Annotated in this window: 10 protein-coding genes and 1 riboswitch; of the genes, 5 read left to right on the forward strand and 5 right to left on the reverse strand. The window is 70.3% G+C overall.

Annotated elements, in window-relative coordinates; all coding sequences use genetic code 11:
* Position 1 precedes the first annotated feature (1 nt).
* On the forward strand, positions 2-1,573 hold the full coding sequence (locus tag OG485_RS25245) for an NADH-quinone oxidoreductase subunit M (protein ID WP_328670828.1): 1,572 nt from the start codon (positions 2-4) through the stop codon (positions 1,571-1,573).
* Positions 1,570-3,228, forward strand: a complete 1,659-nt coding sequence (gene nuoN, locus OG485_RS25250; RefSeq protein ID WP_328670829.1) for an NADH-quinone oxidoreductase subunit NuoN — start codon at positions 1,570-1,572, stop codon at positions 3,226-3,228. Before OG485_RS25245 ends, nuoN begins: the two co-directional genes overlap by 4 nt.
* 60 nt (positions 3,229-3,288) lie before the next feature.
* On the opposite strand, the gene OG485_RS25255 is transcribed toward nuoN, so the two are convergent.
* Positions 3,289-3,951 carry a hypothetical protein gene (locus tag OG485_RS25255; RefSeq protein ID WP_328670830.1) on the reverse strand — a complete coding sequence of 221 codons (663 nt, stop codon included), beginning with the start codon at positions 3,949-3,951 and terminating at the stop codon, positions 3,289-3,291.
* Between the two features lie 290 nt (positions 3,952-4,241).
* On the opposite strand from OG485_RS25255, the gene recQ reads away from it, so the two are divergent.
* Positions 4,242-6,251 carry a DNA helicase RecQ gene (recQ, locus tag OG485_RS25260; RefSeq protein ID WP_328674619.1) on the forward strand — a complete coding sequence of 670 codons (2,010 nt, stop codon included), beginning with the start codon at positions 4,242-4,244 and terminating at the stop codon, positions 6,249-6,251.
* 264 nt (positions 6,252-6,515) lie between these two features.
* On the opposite strand, the gene fahA is transcribed toward recQ, so the two are convergent.
* Positions 6,516-7,745, reverse strand: a complete 1,230-nt coding sequence (fahA, locus tag OG485_RS25265; RefSeq protein WP_328670831.1) for a fumarylacetoacetase — start codon at positions 7,743-7,745, stop codon at positions 6,516-6,518.
* 610 nt (positions 7,746-8,355) lie between these two features.
* Here fahA and OG485_RS25270 point away from each other — a divergent pair.
* Positions 8,356-9,165 (forward strand): HAD family hydrolase, encoded by an 810-nt coding sequence (locus tag OG485_RS25270; protein ID WP_326786150.1) that lies wholly within the window; start codon positions 8,356-8,358, stop codon positions 9,163-9,165.
* A gap of 406 nt (positions 9,166-9,571) precedes the next feature.
* Here OG485_RS25270 and OG485_RS25275 read toward each other — a convergent pair whose 3' ends face one another.
* Entirely contained in the window at positions 9,572-10,327 is a 756-nt protein-coding gene (locus OG485_RS25275; protein ID WP_328670832.1) for a transglycosylase SLT domain-containing protein, read from the reverse strand.
* Between the two features lie 3 nt (positions 10,328-10,330).
* Positions 10,331-10,491, reverse strand: a riboswitch (cyclic di-AMP (ydaO/yuaA leader).
* A 659-nt stretch (positions 10,492-11,150) separates the two neighbouring features.
* A complete protein-coding gene (locus OG485_RS25280) occupies positions 11,151-13,148 on the reverse strand; it encodes a CocE/NonD family hydrolase (RefSeq protein ID WP_328670833.1) in 1,998 nt (665 codons plus the stop codon).
* Positions 13,149-13,493: 345 nt separating this feature from the next.
* Between OG485_RS25280 and OG485_RS25285 the strand changes: the two genes are divergently transcribed.
* The gene (locus OG485_RS25285; protein WP_326786148.1) at positions 13,494-14,504 is read left to right on the forward strand and encodes a polyprenyl synthetase family protein; all 1,011 of its coding nucleotides are present in this window, start codon (positions 13,494-13,496) and stop codon (positions 14,502-14,504) included.
* A gap of 203 nt (positions 14,505-14,707) precedes the next feature.
* On the opposite strand, the gene OG485_RS25290 is transcribed toward OG485_RS25285, so the two are convergent.
* The gene (locus tag OG485_RS25290; RefSeq protein ID WP_328670834.1) at positions 14,708-15,295 is read right to left on the reverse strand and encodes a hypothetical protein; all 588 of its coding nucleotides are present in this window, start codon (positions 15,293-15,295) and stop codon (positions 14,708-14,710) included.
* Between the last annotated feature and the right edge of the window lie 333 nt (positions 15,296-15,628).

Below are 15,628 nucleotides of genomic sequence, written 5' to 3' on the forward strand. Positions count from 1 at the left end.
GATGTCCTTTCCTCTGCTGACAGCGACGGCGGCGCTCCCGGCCCTCGGGGCGATCGCCACGGCCGCCGTGCCGGCCGCGCAGCGCGTCGCGGCCAAGTGGCTGGCGCTGCTGGTCTCCCTCGGCACGCTGGTGCTCGCCGCGGTCACCCTGGTGCGTTTCGACCCCGGCGGCGACCGCTACCAGCTCACCGAATCCCACGCCTGGATCCCGGACTTCGGGGTGCGCTACCAACTGGGCGTGGACGGCATCGGGGTGGCGCTCGTCGCGCTCACCGCGCTGTTGATGCCGTTCGTGATTCTGGCGGGCTGGCACGACGCCGACCCGATGGAGACCGGAAGCAAGCGCTGGCGTCCCACCCAGGGCTTCTTCGCCCTGATCCTGGCCGTCGAGGCGATGGTGATCATCTCCTTCGAGGCCACCGACGTCTTCCTCTTCTACATCTTCTTCGAAGCCATGCTGATCCCGATGTACTTCCTCATCGGCGGCTTCGGGGACCGTGCCCACGAGCACGGCGACGAGGCGGCGGCGACACAACGCTCGTACGCCGCGGTGAAGTTCCTCCTCTACAACCTGGTCGGCGGCCTGATCATGCTGGCCGCCGTGATCGGCCTCTACGTGGTCGCCGGAAGCTTCTCGCTCCAGGAGATCGTCCAGGCGCGGGCCGACGGCTCGCTGCACATGGCGACCAGCACCGAGCGGTGGCTCTTCCTCGGCTTCTTCTTCGCGTTCGCGGTGAAGGCGCCCCTGTGGCCGCTGCACACCTGGCTGCCCAACGCCATGGGCGAGGCCACGGCGCCGGTCGCCGTGCTGATCACGGCGGTCGTCGACAAGGTCGGCACCTTCGCGATGCTCCGCTTCTGCCTCCAGCTCTTCCCGGGGGCGAGCAAGTGGGCGACGCCCGCGATCCTCGTACTGGCGCTGATCAGCATCGTCTACGGGGCGCTGGTCGCGGTCGGACAGCGGGACATCAAGCGGCTGGTCGCCTACGCGTCGATCTCGCACTTCGGGTTCATCATCCTGGGCATCTTCGCGATGACCACGCAGGGCCAGTCCGGCGCGACGCTCTACATGGTCAACCACGGGATCTCGACCGCCGCCCTGATGCTGGTGGCCGGATTCCTGATCTCGCGGCGCGGCTCGCGTCTCATCGCCGACTACGGAGGAGTGCAGAAGGTCGCCCCGGTGCTCGCGGGCACCTTCCTGATCGGTGGCCTCGCGACGCTGTCGCTCCCGGGTCTCGCGCCCTTCGTGAGTGAATTCCTGGTCCTGGTGGGCACGTTCACCCGTTACCCGGTGGTCGGCATCATCGCCACCTTCGGCATCGTCCTCGCCGCGCTCTACACCCTCGTCCTCTACCAGCGGACGATGACGGGCCCGGTCAAGGCGTCGGTGGCCGAGATGCCGGACCTCAGGGTGCGCGAGCTCCTGGTCGTCGCCCCGCTGATCGCTCTGCTGATCTTCCTGGGCGTCTACCCGAAGCCGCTCACCGACATCGTCAACCCAGCGGTCCAGCAGACCATGTCAGATGTACACAAGACGGACCCCCAGCCCGAGGTGGAGGCGGCCAAGTGAGCGCATCAGCCGTCCACAGCCTGTGGACAACAGCCGCGACCGCGGCCGAGCCGATCTCCAAGATCGATGCACCGAAGATCGAATATGGGCAATTGTCGCCCACCTTGATCGTCCTCGGCGCGGCGGTCGTCGGAGTTCTGGTCGAGGCCTTCGTGCCGCGCAAGTCGCGTTACTACGCACAGGTGTTCGTCGCCGTCGTCGCGCTGGCCGCGGCCTTCTCCGCGGTCGTCGCGCTCGCGGCGGGCGGATACGGAACCACGAAGGCGCACATCGCGGCGATGGGCGCGATCGCGGTCGACGGACCGGCCCTGTTCCTCCAGGGCACGATCCTGCTCGCCGGAATCCTCGGCGTCTTCACCTTCGCCGAGCGGCGCCTCGACCCGGAGGTGCACGGAAACCGGGTCGACTCCTTCGCCGCGCAGGCCGCGTCGGTGCCCGGCAGCGACAGCGAGAAGGCCGCTGTGAAGGCCGGGTTCACCACCACCGAGGTGTTCCCGCTGCTGCTCTTCGCTATCAGCGGCATGCTCGTCTTCCCCGCGGCCAACGACCTGCTGACGCTGTTCGTCGCGCTGGAGGTCTTCTCCCTGCCGCTGTACCTCCTGTGCGCCGTGGCCCGCCGCAAGCGGCTCATGTCGCAGGAGGCGGCGGTCAAGTACTTCCTGCTCGGCGCCTTCGCCTCGGCGTTCACGCTCTTCGGCATCGCCCTGCTGTACGGCTACGCCGGCTCGGTGTCGTACGCGACCATCGCGCACGTCGTCGACGGCACGGTCACGAACGTCGACCCGGCTCTCGCCGGCACCATGGGCAACGACGTGCTGCTGCTCATGGGTATGGCGCTGGTCGTCATGGGCCTGCTCTTCAAGGTCGGAGCGGTGCCCTTCCACATGTGGACGCCCGACGTCTACCAGGGCGCGCCGACCCCGGTCACCGGCTTCATGGCGGCGGCGACGAAGGTGGCGGCGTTCGGCGCGCTGCTGCGTCTGCTCTACGTCGTCCTGCCGGGTATGCGCTGGGACTGGCGGCCGGTCATGTGGGCCGTGGCGATCGTCACCATGCTGGGCGGCGCGATCGTCGCGATCACCCAGACCGACATCAAGCGGCTCCTGGCGTACTCGTCGATCGCACACGCCGGATTCATCCTCGCGGGTGTCATCGCGGCCTCGCCGGACGGTGTCTCGTCGGTCCTCTTCTACCTGGGCGCGTACTCCTTCGTCACGATCGGCGCCTTCGCCGTCGTCACGCTCGTACGGGACGCGGGCGGCGAGGCGACGCACCTGTCCAAGTGGGCCGGTCTCGGACGCAGGTCCCCACTGGTCGCCGCGGTGTTCGCGGTCTTCCTGCTGGCCTTCGCGGGTATCCCGCTCACTTCGGGATTCGCCGGAAAGTTCGCCGTGTTCAAGGCGGCTGCCGAGGGCGGCGCGGGCGCGCTGGTCGTGGTCGGTGTGATCTCGTCGGCGATCGCGGCGTTCTTCTACATCCGCGTGATCGTGCTGATGTTCTTCAGCGAGCCGAAGCCGGAGGGGCCGACGGTCGCCGTGCCGTCGCCACTGACGACGACGGCGATCGCGGTGGGTGTGGCCGTCACGGTGGTGCTCGGTGTGGCGCCGCAGTACTTCCTGAACCTGGCGAGCCAGGCGGGGGTCTTCGTGCGCTGAGCGGTACGGCGCTCGGCTCGGGCCCCGCTCCCTTCGGGGGGAGCGGGGCCCGAGCCGTTCTCAGTGGGCGGTGTGGGCCGTGCCCGCGGAGCCGGTGTGGGCCATGCCGGGCGAGCCGGTGTGGACCGTGCCCGACTTGCCGGTGTGGGGCGTGTCGGACTTGCCGGTGTGCGCCGGGGCGGCTGGGCACTTCACCCTGGGGTTCCAGCGGTCGAACAGCCCGTTGGGGTTCTGCTTCCACAGCCAGACGTGCAGGTCGTAGTGGACCGGCATACCCGGGTAGTGACCCGGCATCGGACCCTCGAACTTCTGGCCGCCGAACATCGAGGGCCGGTCCTTGCTGGTCTTCAGGTTCTGGTCCGAGTCCAGGACAATCCACTCGACCCCGGCGAGCCTGCGCTTTCCGTCCTTGCCGTCCTCGAACAGGAGAGCCGAGGGCTTCGCCGGATCGAGTGAGCCGTAGCGGGACTCGTTGAAGTAGTGGTAGCCCATGCTGCCGTGCCCCGCGGGGTCCGAGGAGCACTGGCGAGGCACGTATCCGTCGGCGAGGGCGACCTTCTCGTCGAGGTACTTCACGCTGGCCAGGTACGCCTTGGCCAGATCCCGCAACGCTTTCGGGTCGGCCGGGCGGTCCGCGGCCGGGGCGGGGCCGGCGGACAGGGCGAGCGACGCTGCGGCGGCTGTCACGAGGGTGACGGCGGTCCGGAGGGGACGCTGGGACATGCGAGGACTCCTAGGGAAACGAGAGAGGCGTACGGACTGCACGGGTCCGTCGGCTGCGGGCCCCCTCCTCCCGCCCGAGCAGCATGACCCTCGGTCCCGAAGCGCCGCCATGCAAGCGGGGCCAACGGGTTGAACCCCGTCGGAGCGCGCCGTGCGGCGGAGTGAGACGGGACGAGCGCCGATACGTAGGGAAGCCGGTCCCTCGCAGCCTGTGGACAACTCTCGGACTGTCGGCGCGGACCCCTATCGTGGACGCAGTGGTCGAGGCGCGACGTACGGGGGACGAAAAGATGGGCGGGACGGGTGTGATGACCGAAGCGGACGCGACGGAGACGCTGGGCGGGAGCGAGGCACTGGCCGCTCTCCACCGGGTCTTCGGGTACGACGCCTTCCGCGGCGAGCAGGAAGCGATCATCGAGCACGTGGTGGCGGGCGGTGACGCCGTCGTCCTGATGCCGACCGGTGGCGGAAAGTCCCTCTGCTACCAGATCCCTTCCCTGGTCAGACCGGGTACGGGCGTTGTGGTCTCCCCGCTCATCGCGCTCATGCAGGACCAGGTGGACGCGCTGCGGGCGCTGGGCGTGCGTGCCGGGTTCATGAACTCCACACAGGACTTCGACGAGCGGCGCGTGGTCGAGGCGGAGTTCCTGGCCGGAGAGCTCGACCTCATCTACCTGGCCCCCGAGCGGCTGCGTCTCGACAGCACGCTGGACCTGCTGTCCCGCGGGAAGATCTCCGTCTTCGCGATCGACGAGGCACACTGTGTGGCCCAGTGGGGCCACGACTTCCGTCCCGACTATCTGGCGCTCTCTCTGCTCGGCGAACGCTGGCCGGACGTCCCGCGCATCGCGCTGACGGCCACCGCCACCCGCGCGACGCACAAGGAGATCACCCAGCGCCTGGGCATGCCCGCGGCCCGCCACTTCGAAGCGAGCTTCGACCGACCCAACATCCAGTACCGGATCGTTCCCAAGGCCGACCCGAAGAAGCAGCTGCTGTCCTTCCTGCGCGAGGAACACGCGGGCGACGCGGGCATCGTGTACTGCCTCTCGCGCAACTCCGTGGAGAAGACCGCCGAGTTCCTCGCCCGCAACGGCATCGAGGCGGTGCCGTATCACGCGGGCCTGGACTCGGGCACCCGTGCCGCGCACCAGTCCCGCTTCCTCCGGGAGGAGGGCCTCGTGGTGGTCGCCACGATCGCCTTCGGCATGGGCATCGACAAGCCGGACGTCCGCTTCGTCGCCCACCTGGACCTGCCGAAGTCGGTCGAGGGCTACTACCAGGAGACGGGCCGCGCCGGCCGTGACGGACTGCCCTCCACGGCGTGGATGGCGTACGGCCTTCAGGACGTGGTCCAGCTGAACAAGATGATCCAGGGCTCGGAGGGTGACGCGGCGTTCAGACGCCGGGCCACCGCCCATCTGGACTCGATGCTCGCCCTGTGCGAGACGGTCCGGTGCCGGCGCTCCCAGCTCCTGGCCTACTTCGGCCAGGACCCCGACACACCGGACTGCGGCAACTGCGACACCTGTCTGACGCCTCCGGAGACCTGGGACGGCACGGTCGCGGCACAGAAGCTGCTGTCCACGGTGGTACGCCTCCAGCGCGAGCGGGGCCAGAAGTTCGGCGCGGGCCAGATCGTCGACATCCTGCTGGGGCGCAAGACCGCCAAGGTGATCCAGTTCGACCATGACCAGCTGTCCGTCTTCGGTATCGGCGAGGAGCTGGCGGAGTCCGAATGGCGCAGTGTCGTACGGCAGTTGCTGGCCCAGGGGCTGATCGCGGTCGAGGGCGAGTACGGCACGCTGGTGCTGACCGACGAGAGCGGGACCGTGCTGCGGCGCGAGCGCGACGTGCTGCTGCGCAAGGAGGCGCCGAAGCCGGTCACGTCGCGGTCGTCGGCACCCAAGGGTGAGCGCAAGGCCAAGGCGGCGGTGGCCGAACTGCCCGCGGAGCTCGTTCCCGCGTTCGAGGCGCTGCGTGCCTGGCGGGCGGAGCAGGCGCGCGAACAGGGAGTCCCGGCGTACGTCATCTTCCATGACGCCACGCTGCGGGAGATCGCCACGGTGTGGCCCACCTCTGTGAAGGAGCTGGGCGGTATCAGCGGGGTGGGCGAGAAGAAGCTGGCGACCTACGGGGAGGGTGTCATCGGGGTGCTCGCCTCGCTCGCCGACGGCACGCCCGGGGCCCCGGGAGACGGCGGCAGACCCGAGGCGGCGCCGGTTGCGGCGGCCACTTCGGCACCGGACCCGGACTGGCCCGAGCTGGACCAGGAGCCGGAGCCCGAGGACTGGATGTAGCCCGCCCGAGGCAGAGGACCGGGAACGGGGGCGACGCCCCGCCGACCCCATCGTCCCTGCCGGGCCAGCCGCGCCAGCCGGGCCCGCCGGGCACGGTGGCCAGGATCCTGGCCACCGTGACACGGACTCGTTCCCGCCGGAAGACCTCCGCGGGACCCTCGGCCGAGGCGCCTCCGGCCTCTGTCGGACCTCTGCCGAGGTATCCCGAAGGTATCCCCGAAGGCTTCTGCCGGAGCCTCCTGAAGGGGCCTGCCCAGGAGAGTCCTACTGGGAGACGGCCGGTGTGATGCGGCCCCGGACCTCGCCGAGGCCCACCCGGGTCCCGCCCGGACCGGGGGCCCAGGCCGTCATGGTGACCTCGTCGCCGTCCTCGAGGAACGTGCGCTTGCCGTCGGGGAGTTCGAGGGCGTCGCGCCCGTTCCAGGTGAGTTCGAGCAGCGAGCCGCGCTCGCCCTCGGAGGGGCCGCTGACGGTTCCGGAACCGTACAGATCGCCGGTGCGCAGGGAGGCGCCGTTGACCGTCATGTGGGCCAGTTGCTGGGCGGCCGTCCAGTACATGGTGGAGAAGGGGGGTTCCGAGACGACGTGGCCGTTGATGGCCACGGAGATCCGGAGGTCGTAGCCGCCCGGTTCCTCGGAGGCGTCGTCGAGATAGGGGAGGAGGGGGTGCGTGCGGACGGGCGGGGCCACCAGGGCGTCGTCGAGGGCGTCCAGCGGGGTGATCCACGCCGACACGGACGTGGCGAAGGACTTGCCGAGGAAGGGGCCGAGCGGGACGTACTCCCAGGCCTGGACGTCGCGCGCCGACCAGTCGTTGAGCAGGCAGAGGCCGAAGACATGGTCGCGGTAGTCGCCCAGGGGCACCGGACGGCCCTGTTCCGAGGGGGTGCCGACCACGAAGCCGACCTCCGCCTCGATGTCCAGGCGGACCGAGGGGCCGAAGACCGGGGCGGCGTCCGCGGGGGCCTTGCGCTGGCCCGACGGGCGGACGACATCCGTGCCGGACACCACGACCGTGCCGGAGCGGCCGTGATAGCCGATCGGCAGGTGCTTCCAGTTCGGGGTGAGGGAGTCGGCGGCATCGGGACGGAAGATCTGGCCGACGTTCCGGGCGTGGTTCTCGGAGGCGTAGAAGTCGACGTAGTCCGCGACGGTGAAGGGGAGGTGCAGCGTCACGTCGGTGAGCGGGTGGAAATGGGGAGCGAGGGTCTCCCGGTGGGCCGGGACGGTCACCCAGGCCGTCAGCGCGCGCCGGACGTCGGACCAGGCGGTGCGGCCCGCGGCGAGCAGCGGGTCGAGGGTCGGCTGCGCGAGCAGCCCGGCGTAAGGGGAGCCGAGGGAGCGGGCCGCCGCGCCCGCGTCGAGCACGTGGTCGCCGAGCCGTACGCCGACGCGTCGCTCGGGGTCGCCGGCCGGGTCGGTCAGGGAGAACACGCCGTACGGCAGGTTGTGCGGGCCGAAGGGGTCGCCCTCGGGGACATCGAAGGGGGGCATCGGTTGGTGCCTCGCTTTCGGATTCGTACTCGCCATGTGATCCATGCGTTCCACGCGTTTCATGTGGTCGGGCACACGTTACGGGGGAGTGTCCCCGCTGCGGCAGGGCCTAAAGGGTTTGCAATGTCCGTATTGGTCCCGCGCGGAGCCGGAGGTCGCTGGGCGGCGGGTGCGCCGAAGCCGGGTGACGGGTGCCGCTTCTCGGTTCCGTGGCCGCGCTTCACGGACCTGCTCGCGGCTGCCCGAGGCTGCCCGCGGCTGTCTCGTACGCTTCCGTGGCGCACTTCCCAAGGCGGGAGGAGTTCGTCTCTGCCCGGCCCAACGGGCTTGTCCGTGAACGGACTTGCCGATGTCCGGCCCCGGTGGCCGGCGTGGTGCGGTACGGCGGCCGAGGTGGCCTGTCGGCGAGTTGGCCTTTGTCCAGGGGGTGTTGGGGAAATGTGGTCGGTCGTGTGCGGGAAAGTCGGTGTGGACGGAAGTGGAGCGTGGGTGATCCGAAGCGGTCGCAACGCGCTTACCACCGTGCGGTGAACGGCGTTGCTGACGGGATACCGGACGTCGTCCGGTTCAGGCCGGGCCGATGAGTCGTTCGATCCGTATTCTTCGGATCATGGCCGCTCCGACTGCATATTCACTCATCGCCACTGACCTGGACGGAACGCTGCTGCGCGGCGACGACACACTCTCCGACCGGTCACGTGCCGCGTTGGCGAAGGTGACCCGGGCAGGTGCCCGGCATCTCGTGGTCACGGGCCGACCCGCACCACGCGTGCGACCGCTTCTCGACGAACTCGGCGGCGAGGGACTGGCGGTGTGCGGGCAGGGGGCGCAGCTGTACGACGCCGGCGCGGACCGCATGCTGTGGTCGGTGACCCTGGACAGGGAACTGGCGGAGACGGCGCTCGGCAAGATCGAGGCGGAGGTCGGGCTGCTGTACGCGGCGGTCGACCAGGACGGCGTGGACGGGCTGACGCTCATCGAGCCGGGCTATGTCATGCCGCATCCGACCCTGCCCGCGGTGCGGGTGCCGCGCCGGGACGACCTCTGGGCGGAGCCGATCAGCAAGGTGTTGCTCCGTCACCCCTCCTTGTCCGACGACGAGTTGGCGTCGGCGGCACGGGGAGTGGTCGGTTCGCTGGCGACGGTCACCATGTCCGGACCCGGCACCGTCGAACTCCAGCCATGCGGGGTGACCAAGGCGACGGGCCTGGCTCTCGCCGCGGCGCACCTCGGGCTCACGCCGGACGCGACGCTCGCCTTCGGTGACATGCCCAATGACATCCCGATGTTCGACTGGGCGGCCCGAGGTGTGGCGATGGCCAACGCCCATCCGGAACTGAAGGCGGTGGCCGACGAAATCACCCTGTCGAACGAGGACGACGGGATCGCGGTCGTGCTGGAGCGCCTCTTCGGCTTCTAGTGCCGCGACAGGCAACGTTCGCCCCGTCGCGACTCCCGGCACGCACTCTCGCCGCACCGGCCGAAAGCCCAAGTACATCCAGTACGAGGACTTCCGGCCGGCACGCCGAGAGCACGCACCGGGCGCCGCTCCTTGACGGGCAAACGTTGCCTGCCGCGGCACTAGCGGCGCAGGCGCCCCAGCCTGGCGCGCCCGCAAACGCACACCCGCCGACACGCCCGCCCGGCGCACCCACGAACGCACACCCGCCGACACATTCGGAGCGCACCCGCCCGCCGTGCCCACGGACGCGCACCCGCCGCCGCGCCCGCGGACGCACACCGGCCGACGGGACCGCAACGCACCCGCCGACGGGCCGGGAAGGCGCCGTCGGCGGGTGCGGAGGAAGACGGGGTGCGGGGTGCGATCAGTAGGCGCCGTTGACGTTGTCCATCGAGCCGTACTTGTCGGCCGCGTAGTTGCAGGCCGCGGTGATGTTGGCGACCGGGTCGTAGATGTTCCACGACGTGCCGGCCACGTGGTACGCCTGGAACGTGGGGTCGATCACCTGGAGCAGGCCCTTGGAGGGGATGCCCGCGGCGGCGTTGGAGTCCCAGTTGTTGATGGCGTTGGGGTTGCCGGAGGACTCGCGCATCACGTTGCGGTGGATGCCGTCGTAGCTGCCCGGGATGCCGGCCTTGGCCATGACGTCCAGGGATTCCTTGATCCAGCCGTCGAGGTTGTTGGAGTACGTCTTGGCGGCGGCCTGGGTGACGGTGGTCGACTTGGCGACGGCGGCGGTCGCCTTCGCCGTGGTGCGGACGGTCGTCGACTTCAGCGTCTTCGTGCCCACGGTCAGCTTCAGGCCCGGACGGAGGTGGGCGGGGTTGTCACCGATGACCGCGCGGTTCGCCGCGTACAGCTTCTTCCAGCCGCCGCTCTTGGGGTACTTCTGCGCCACCTTGGAGAGCGTGTCGCCGGCGACCACCTTGTAGGTGACGAGCTGCACGTTGGGGATCACCGCGGTGTGGGCGGCCTGCGGGGCCTGCGCCGGGGTGGCGGCGCTGGCGCCGGTCGCGCTCACGAGCGGGAGGGCGAGGGCGATGCCGCCCGTTCCGGCGGCGATCATGCCCCGGGTGATGACGTTGGTCTTCATGCGGCGGTGCTTGCCTCGTACGGGCATGACGAATTTCCTCTCCGACGCCTGCGAGGTGAGCTGTCGGGTTCGGGCGGGAGATGCCCGGCCGCGCTGTGGGCGCGGCTTCACCCCAAGCCGGTCCGGTGTGCCCGGATCGGCGGCTTACCTGTGGTTCCCCCGCTCCTGCCGTGCGTGGGTCGATGGGTTGCCGGGCGGCGGCAGGATTCGGCGATCCGCCCGGGGTCGACCAGAACGTATGCGAGAGCACATGTCCGAAACAAGATGAGATTTGACCGCGAAGATCGCTTTCTCCTGGTTAATGCACGGGTAAAAAGTCCGATTGCGCCGGAATTAGATCCTCAACTTGCCTTTGGCAAACGGGTTGGGTCGCGAAGGGCGCGCGGCGGGAGTCCGGTTCGCCGGTGACCCAACTCACGAGACCAAAGAGCATCAAGGCGGCATGAGGGGTAATTCGGGCATCGTCCTTGCGGTGGAAGCCGCCGCCGAGCCCTTCGCGGGGTACCGAGAGGCCCCTGGCGCGGCGGGAATTGTGGCGCGGGACACATCGGGGAACGTGGCCGCCCGGTGGCGGGCGCGCCTCCCGCACGCGAGCCGAAGCCGCCCGGACGCAAGCCGAAGCCGCCCGGACGTGGACCGAAGCCGCCCCGACGCGGTTCCGAACCCGGGCCGGTGCGCGGTGAAGTGCGCCTCGCGCCACCGGTGTTCGGCGCGAGAGTGTCCTGCCGCCGTCCGGGGCGCGGCGATACGCCGGGGCCCGCGCCATGAGCGCGTCGCGCCGGCCCGGGCCTGGGGCGCGTGTGGATGCGCAGCGGTCCGAGGGAGTGAACTCCCGTGCCGGCGGGCCCAGTCAGCCGGCTGTGCGCGGGATGCGCTTCTCCCAGGTTCGATGGAAGACGACCTCGTCGCCGTCCTTGCAGACGAGTTCGTCGGTCGTGACGAAGTCCTGTGCGTCGCAGGTGATGGCGGAGACCGTCTCGACGCGGGCGTCCCACGGCAGGTCCGGGCGGTGCAGTCGGATCGACCAGGCCGAGTGGGCGCGGGCGGACAGCGGGTCCGAGGTGTCGATCGTGTACGTCTCCCGGGCCTCCTCCGTGCATTCGAGGCCGTCGGGGTACACGCGGGTACCGCCGCGCCCCGGGTCCACCTCAAGACGCCAGGTCTCCGCGGCCACGTCGCGCAGGACCAGGCGTCGGGGGCGGGGCTCGTCCAGGGTCGCCGAGACGGTCACGCCGAGGGGTGCGAACTGCTCCGGTTCCTCGAAGGCGACCGAGGGGTCCGACTCCGTTGCCCGTACCGGGAGTTCCAGGACGCTGCCGATCGGCTCCAGGGTGAAGCCCTCCTCCGAGCCCGGCTGGGGCCAGATCCAGGGCCAGTACGCGGAGGAGACGCCCAGCCGGATCCGGTGGCCCGCCGGGAACGCGTAGCCGATGGCGGTCAGGTCGAACACCACGTTCTCCGTGGTACCCGGTTCCCAGGGAACCGCCCGGTCGGGGCCCCGGCGCGCCGAGAGGTTCAGGGTGCCCCGGGTGACGAGCGTCGACGCTCCGTCCGGGGCCACGTCGCACAGCCGGGCGATCACCTGGCCCCTGGGTGACGCGGACGTCAGCCGCAGATTGACCCGGGGCCGGCCCAGTACCCAGGTCTCCTCAGGCACCTCGAACTCGAAGCAGGCCGAGCGGGCGTCCTCCTCCCGTTGGTCCGGCGGCAGGTCGGCGTCGTCGCCGGAAGGGAACAGCCGGCCCGCGTCGACCCCCGTGTGCTGCGGGGAGCGCACCGGCAGCGGGGCGCCCTGGAGCGCGTACGCGACCGGGGTCACCGAGGGCGAGGGCCAGGCCGGGTCACCCACCCAGCGGCCGGGGATCCGCGCGTACACCGTCGCCGGAGGGTGCGCGTCCATCACGTACGAGCGCAGAAGGGGGACGGAGAGCGCGTCCGTCTCCTCGTCCCTGAGCCAGTGGTCCCACCAGCGCAGCGTCTCCTGGAGGAAGCCGATCGCCGGTCCGGGCGGCAGGCCCCGGTCCGGGTACTGGCGGGACCAGGGGCCGATGAGACCTCGTACGCGATCAGGCGGCAGGTTCCGCACCAGGCGCAGCACCGTGTCGCGATGCGGATCGTGCCAGCCGCCGACCGCGAGGACCGCGGCGCGGATGGCCCCGTACTCCTCGCGGAGGCTGTCGTGGCGCCAGTACGCGTCCCTGGTCTGGTGTGCCAGCCAGGTGGGCGCGGCGGGGCGGATCGCCTCCAGCCGTTTCTCCCACATGCTCCGCCACATGCCCTCGCCCACGTGCGCGGGGTCCGGCGGGCGGGCGGCGAAGGCGAGCAGTCGGGCCGACCGGGCGTGCGTGTCGACGGCGAGGACGGAACCTCCCGCATGGTGCACGTCGTTGTCATAGAGGTCGTCGGTCGAGCAGACCGTGACGATCGCCTTGAGCGGCTCGGGCGCGCGGGCCGCGGTCCGGAGGGAGTCGAAGCCGCCCCACGCGATCCCGAACATGCCGACCCGGCCGGTGCACCAGGGCCGGGCCGCCAGCCAGGAGACCACCTCCACCCCGTCGTCCGGCTCGTTCCCCGTGTCCTCGTCCCCCGGCACTCCCTCCGAATTGCCGTGGCCGCGTACGTCCACGCGGACGGAGGCGTAGCCGTGCCCGGCGTACCACGGATGGCGCTGCTGGTCGCGCGGGGCCGTCCAGTCGGTCAGGCGGTACGGGAGGTACTCCAGGAGCGCCGGTACGGGCTCCTCGGTCAGCGGCCGCCAGATCCGGGCGTACAGACGGGTGCCGTCCGAGAGAGGGATGAGGACGTCCTCGTGAGTGGTCTCGTAAGGGAAGGACGTACGGATGTGCATGAGCGCCACCCCAGAGGACGTAATGCCGGTCATTTCATCGCAAGTCATCGCAAGTCGGTTCACATCATCTGATCATGAACATACAGTCGGTGGTGGGGTGGTGCCCGTGAGCCGGGGTACCCGCCGTTGGGGCACGCAGGTGCTTCCCGTGTGCCTTCCGGGTGTACTCGCGCCCACCACCTGGCGGAGCGAAGTGGACCGGGGGACGGTGGGCGCTCGTGGTGATCGAAACGTGACCGGATACGCTGACTTGAGTGATGGCAGCGACACATCGACAAACCGTGTCATCGACCAAATGATCGACCGAGTTCGCCATGTGATCGTCAGCAGACAGGAGAACCTCTCGTGACCGTCGTCGGGCCGTTCGGGCTGAGCGTGCGGGACCAGGCTCTCGAAGCCGATGTCCAGGCCGGATTGGCGGCTGTCGAGGAGGGTTTGCTCGAAGCCACCAAGAGCGAGGTCCCGTTCATCACGGAAGCCGCCCAGCACCTCGTGCGGGCCGGCGGCAAGCGGTTCAGGCCGCTGCTCGTGATGCTCGCCGCGCAGTTCGGCGACCCCTACGCGCCGGGTGTCGTGCCCTCGGCCGTGGTCGTCGAGCTGACCCACCTCGCCACGCTGTACCACGACGACGTGATGGACGAGGCCGAGGTCCGGCGCGGGGTGGACAGCGCCAACGTGCGCTGGGGCAACTCGCTGGCCGTCCTCACGGGTGACTTCCTCTTCGCCCGCGCCTCGTACATCCTGGCGGACCTCGGGCCCGAGGCCGTCCGGATCCAGGCCGAGGCGTTCGAGCGGCTGGTGACCGGGCAGATCCTGGAGACCGCGGGTCCGCGCGACGGCCGCGATCCGGTCGACCACTACCTCGACGTGCTCGGCGGCAAGACCGGGTCGCTGGTCGCCGTCGCGTGCCGGTTCGGCGCGATGATGTCGGGCGCCGACGAGACGGTCGTGGACGTGCTCACGCAGTACGGCGAGCGGCTGGGCGTCGCTTTCCAGCTCGCGGACGACGTCCTCGACATCGCGTCCGACTCGCACGAGTCCGGCAAGACGCCGGGGACGGATCTGCGCGAGGGCATCGCCACGCTGCCGGTGCTGCGGCTGCGCGAGCGCGCGGAGCGGCTGGGGCTCGCCGAGGACATCGCGCTGTGCGAGCTGCTCGACTCGGACCTGACGGACGACGCGCGGCACGCGGAGGCGCTGGCCCGGCTGCGGGAGCACCCCGCGCTGGAGCAGGCGCGCCGGGACACCGTGCGCTACGCGGAGGAGGCGCGCGCCGCGCTGGCCCCGCTGCGTGAGTGCGACTCGAAGGCCGCGCTGGTCGAGCTGGTGGACGCCGTGGTGCACCGGGCGGGCTGAGACGCCGGCTCGGGTGTCACCGGTCGCGGGCGGACTGGGACGCCGGCTCGCGTGCCACCGGACATGGGCCGGCTGAGACGCCGGTTCAGGTGCCACCGGTCGCCGACCGGTTGGAACCGGTCCGTATCCGCCGGTCCGTATCCGCCGGTCCGGGACCGGCCCCGTACCGGCCAGGCCAGGACCGGCCCCTGCCGGGGCGGCTGTCAGTAGCCTCCACCGCCTCCCGTGCTCGTCGTGGCCGGTGTCGGCGACGTCGAGGCGGGTGTGGTGATCTTCGCGCCGCTCGGTGTCACCGCGAACCACGTTCCGTCCACTCCCTGGCCGTAGGCCTCCTTCGGCTCGTCGTCCTTGGCGTACCGGTAGAGGGGCCAGCCGGCGAGGGTGACCTGGGTGCTGCCGTCCGCGCGTTTCACCGTGGAGACCAGGCTCTTGTCGATGCCCTTCGTGGTCACCCCGCCGTGGGCCGTGGTCGCCGGCCAGACCGTGGCGCAGGTGTCGTAGCAGGTGACCTTGGTCGGGTTCGCCGAGTCCGCGTCGAAGCGGTACAGGACGTACCCCTTGTCGTCGGTGACGACCGTGCCCAGTTTCGCGACCTTGGCCGTGGTCAGCATGGACGTCGCCGATCCCGTGGTGCCGCTTTGTGTCGTGCCGCCGCTGCTCTGCGAGGAGCTGGTCCCGCTCTTGCCGCCGCCGCTGCTTCCTCCGCCGCCCCCTCCGCATCCGGCGAGCGTGAGCGCCAGGACGGCGGTGCCCGTGGCCGCGTATCCCGCGACGTACCTGATGGCGATCATGGCGATTCCTCGATCCCTGGAGTGCTGGGTGCTCCGATCGCTGCCACCTGTACGTACGGATTCGAGCCGTTCTTTACTCGAAATGTCGCCATATTTAGTTTCTAGGCCGGGTTCCCCACGTACGCCCCCCACGTACGACCCCCACGAGCGACCCCTACGAGCGACCCCTACGGGTCGGGGTAGGCACCGCCCTGTCACGTCATACCGCAGGACTACGAGGAGTTGAGCCCGGGGGCTGACGCTTTCATCCCGCGAATTTGGTCAGATGGAGAACACCACTCCTCACCGGTCCGGGTGAGAATGGCGGCTTAGGGGTGGAGCACGGAACGAGGG

Source organism: Streptomyces sp. NBC_00328, assembly GCF_036139655.1.
Taxonomy (GTDB): Bacteria; Actinomycetota; Actinomycetes; order Streptomycetales; family Streptomycetaceae; genus Streptomyces.

What these genes read in the sequence shown, in the direction of transcription:
- OG485_RS25245 (WP_328670828.1), top strand. Translation starts at nt 2, where the DNA reads ATGTCCTTTCCTCTGCTGACAGCGACGGCGGCGCTCCCGGCCCTCGGG.
- OG485_RS25255 (WP_328670830.1), bottom strand. Translation starts at nt 3,951, where the DNA reads ATGTCCCAGCGTCCCCTCCGGACCGCCGTCACCCTCGTGACAGCCGCC.
- recQ (WP_328674619.1), top strand. Translation starts at nt 4,242, where the DNA reads ATGGGCGGGACGGGTGTGATGACCGAAGCGGACGCGACGGAGACGCTG.
- fahA (WP_328670831.1), bottom strand. Translation starts at nt 7,745, where the DNA reads ATGCCCCCCTTCGATGTCCCCGAGGGCGACCCCTTCGGCCCGCACAAC.
- OG485_RS25270 (WP_326786150.1), top strand. Translation starts at nt 8,356, where the DNA reads ATGGCCGCTCCGACTGCATATTCACTCATCGCCACTGACCTGGACGGA.
- OG485_RS25275 (WP_328670832.1), bottom strand. Translation starts at nt 10,327, where the DNA reads ATGCCCGTACGAGGCAAGCACCGCCGCATGAAGACCAACGTCATCACC.
- OG485_RS25280 (WP_328670833.1), bottom strand. Translation starts at nt 13,148, where the DNA reads ATGCACATCCGTACGTCCTTCCCTTACGAGACCACTCACGAGGACGTC.
- OG485_RS25290 (WP_328670834.1), bottom strand. Translation starts at nt 15,295, where the DNA reads ATGATCGCCATCAGGTACGTCGCGGGATACGCGGCCACGGGCACCGCC.